Genomic DNA, 3,023 nt, shown 5'->3' with positions numbered 1-3,023 from the left:
AAACGAAAATATTTTATGTAGCTTTGTTTCCGGGAGACGATAACGTCATTTTCAATGAAACGTATCTGAAAAGCTTATCCAATCAACTGGAAACAATTGTCCCTGATGCTCGTAATTATGGTGAAGTTGTAAAGGTGTACGATACGGAAAAGGAAAACATGCACATTGTAGCCGATGTGGTATCACAATAAGTTATGTGTTTTTATTAGGTCAACATGTCGGATCGTAAATCCCCCTCGCTCAGATAAGGTAAGGGTTTTATTAAGGTATAAAATCATGGGAAAGACAGCAACGCTGATCGTTGACGGCAAGTCGTACGAACTGCCGATTATTCAGGCAAATGATGGCGCTAATGCCATTGATATTTCAAAACTTCGCAAAGAAACAGGGTTGATAACTCTGGACCCGGGATTCGGCAATACTGGAAGCTGTTTGAGCAGTATCTCCTACATGAACGGTGAGGAGGGAATATTGCGGTACCGTGGTGTCCCTATAGAGCAGCTGGCGGAACATTCAAGCTTTGTCGAAACCGCGTATCTTCTGATTGAGGGTGATCTGCCGATGAGGGATGAGCTGAACGCATTTTCCCTTATGCTGAATGATCATTCCCTTGTTCACGAAGACATGCGGCATTTCTTCGAGCGCTACCCGAAAGGTGCTCATCCCATGGGTATTCTTTCATCAATGGTCAATGCTCTTCGGGCGTTCTATCCTGAACTTCCGGAACGATCCCCAAAAGAGGAGATTACAAAGACATTTGCCCGACTTCTTTCAAAGCTACGAACACTGGCGGCAATGTCGTACAGAATATCCATGGGACTGCCGGTGGTCTATCCCCGTTACGAACTGAGTTACTGCGCGAACTTTTTAAGCATGATGTTTGACTCAACCGTCCGCCCGTATGTCCTTGACGAAGATATGGTACATGCTCTCAACGTTTTCTGGATACTCCATGCGGACCACGAGCAGAACTGTTCCACCTCGGCAGTTCGACTGATTGGCAGTGCCCGGGTTAACCTGTATGCGGCAATTTCTGGTGGTATCAGTGCCCTGTGGGGACCGCTTCATGGGGGAGCAAACCAGGCGGTCGTGGAGATGCTCCAGGAGATCCACGACAGTGGTGGAGACCCTGAACCGTTTATCAAGAGAGCAAAGGATAAATGTGATCCGTTCCTGCTGATGGGGTTCGGCCACAGTATCTATAAAAATTATGATCCTCGCGGACGAATCATGAAAAAAATGGCTCACAAAGTTATCGGCAAAACCCAGCGGCATGATCCACTTCTTGATATTGCAAAGCGGCTGGAGGAAGTGGCTTTGGAAGACCACTATTTTATCGACAACAGGCTTTTCCCGAATGTTGATTTCTACAGCGGAATCGTCCTCAGGGCTATGGGAATACCGATTAATATGTTTACCGTAATGTTTGCCATCGGGCGTCTGCCGGGGTGGATCAGCCAGTGGGAGGAAAGTCGTGAAGATTTAAATAACAGACTTCACCGTCCACGCCAAGTCTATATAGGCCATACAGAAAGGAACTATATCCCACTGGATCAACGCGATATGAAGGATAAAGATAAATAGAAGCTTTATTGCACGCGATCAATAGATGTAGGCGCGAAAGAAGAAGATGTAATTCTATTATAAAAGCAATATGAGATGAAGGGAGTATGTAAATGTGCGGTCTTGCAGGTTGTTTTGGAATCAAGGACGAGGTGACAGTTAATCGAATGCTGGATGCGCTCGGACATCGTGGACCAGATGATAGAGGCCTTTACAGTTTCGGACAGTCCGTTTTAGGCCATACACGACTATCGATTGTCGATGTTGCCCATGGGCATCAACCGATCCTCACAAAGGAAGGCAAACAGGGAATTATCTGCAATGGTGAAATATACAATTTTCAAGATCTTAAAGGAAAACTGTCATCCAGACATACCTTCAAGACCAATTCAGATACTGAAGTCATTCTCCATTTATACCAGGAAAAGGGACCGGAGTGCGTAACCGCCCTCGATGGTATGTTTGCCTTTGCGATTTTTGATGGGGATGATTTCATGCTGGCGCGAGACCCGGTGGGCATCAAACCGCTTTACATAGGCTACTGCAATGACAATCTGTATTTTAGTTCCGAATTGGGGGCTATGAGCCATGCTGGAGTTGACCATGTTCTCGAATTTCCTGCCGGCCACTATTACACTCCTGCAGAGGGTTTTGTACAGTATTACACCATACCTGAAAAGTCAGATTATATTCTTACAGACATTGATGAAATTTGTGAGTTGATCCGAAAAACCTTTATCAACGCAGTTAAGAAAAGGCTGCTTGCTGATCCGGAGATTCCGGTGGGCGCGTTTTGCAGCGGTGGTCTTGACAGCAGTCTCATTGCTGCCATAGCTGCCGAGGAGATACCTCATCTCCATACATTTGCGGTCGGCATGGAGGATAAAACCGGAGAAGTGAGCGACGACATTAAAGCGGGGAGGATCGCAGCCGGGCATATCGGTTCCACACATCACGAGTTAATATTTACAGAGGACAATTACTATGATGCACTACCCGCTGTAATACAAAAAATGGAAACCTATGATCCGGCGACTGTTCGATGTGCCGTTCCGTGCTATTTTACATGCAAATTGGCATCAGATTACGTTACTGTAGTATTAACCGGCGAAGGAGCAGATGAATTGTTTGCCGGATACCACTATATGAAGCATTTTTCAATGCGTGAAGTTGACAAAGAAGCACGTCGACTTATCGCGGGTCTGCATAACATAAACCTGCAGCGAGCAGACCGCATGGGCATGTACTTCGGTCTCGAATTACGAGTTCCCTTTTTAGATGTTGAGATGATTGATCTTTCCATGAAGATTCCTGCCGAGTTCAAGATACTGGATCACGGCGGCATAAAAATCGAGAAATGGATATTGCGAAAGGCCTTCGAAAAAATGAATTACATTCCCGAAGACATCTTGTGGCGATATAAGGTTCAATATACTCAAGGTGCAGGTTGTGAAGGTCTC

Annotated in this window: 3 protein-coding genes; all 3 read left to right on the top strand. The window is 45.7% G+C overall.

Annotated elements, in window-relative coordinates:
• A partial coding sequence (locus Q7J27_12545; protein ID MDO9529967.1) for a hypothetical protein occupies positions 1-191 on the top strand: 191 nt, incomplete at its 5' end.
• Positions 192-276: 85 nt separating this feature from the next.
• The gene (locus tag Q7J27_12540) at positions 277-1,584 is read left to right on the top strand and encodes a citrate synthase (GenBank protein ID MDO9529966.1); all 1,308 of its coding nucleotides are present in this window, start codon (positions 277-279) and stop codon (positions 1,582-1,584) included.
• A 92-nt stretch (positions 1,585-1,676) separates the two neighbouring features.
• Positions 1,677-3,023: asparagine synthase B (gene asnB / locus Q7J27_12535; protein ID MDO9529965.1), on the top strand; the 1,347-nt coding region annotated here is incomplete at its 3' end.

It is taken from the genome of Syntrophales bacterium (assembly GCA_030655775.1).
Taxonomy (GTDB): Bacteria; Desulfobacterota; Syntrophia; order Syntrophales; family JADFWA01; genus JAUSPI01.
This window is presented reverse-complemented; position numbering and strand designations above follow the sequence as displayed.

Excerpts from the sequence above, each read along its gene's own strand:
- Q7J27_12540 (MDO9529966.1), top strand. The coding sequence starts at position 277 with ATGGGAAAGACAGCAACGCTGATCGTTGACGGCAAGTCGTACGAACTG.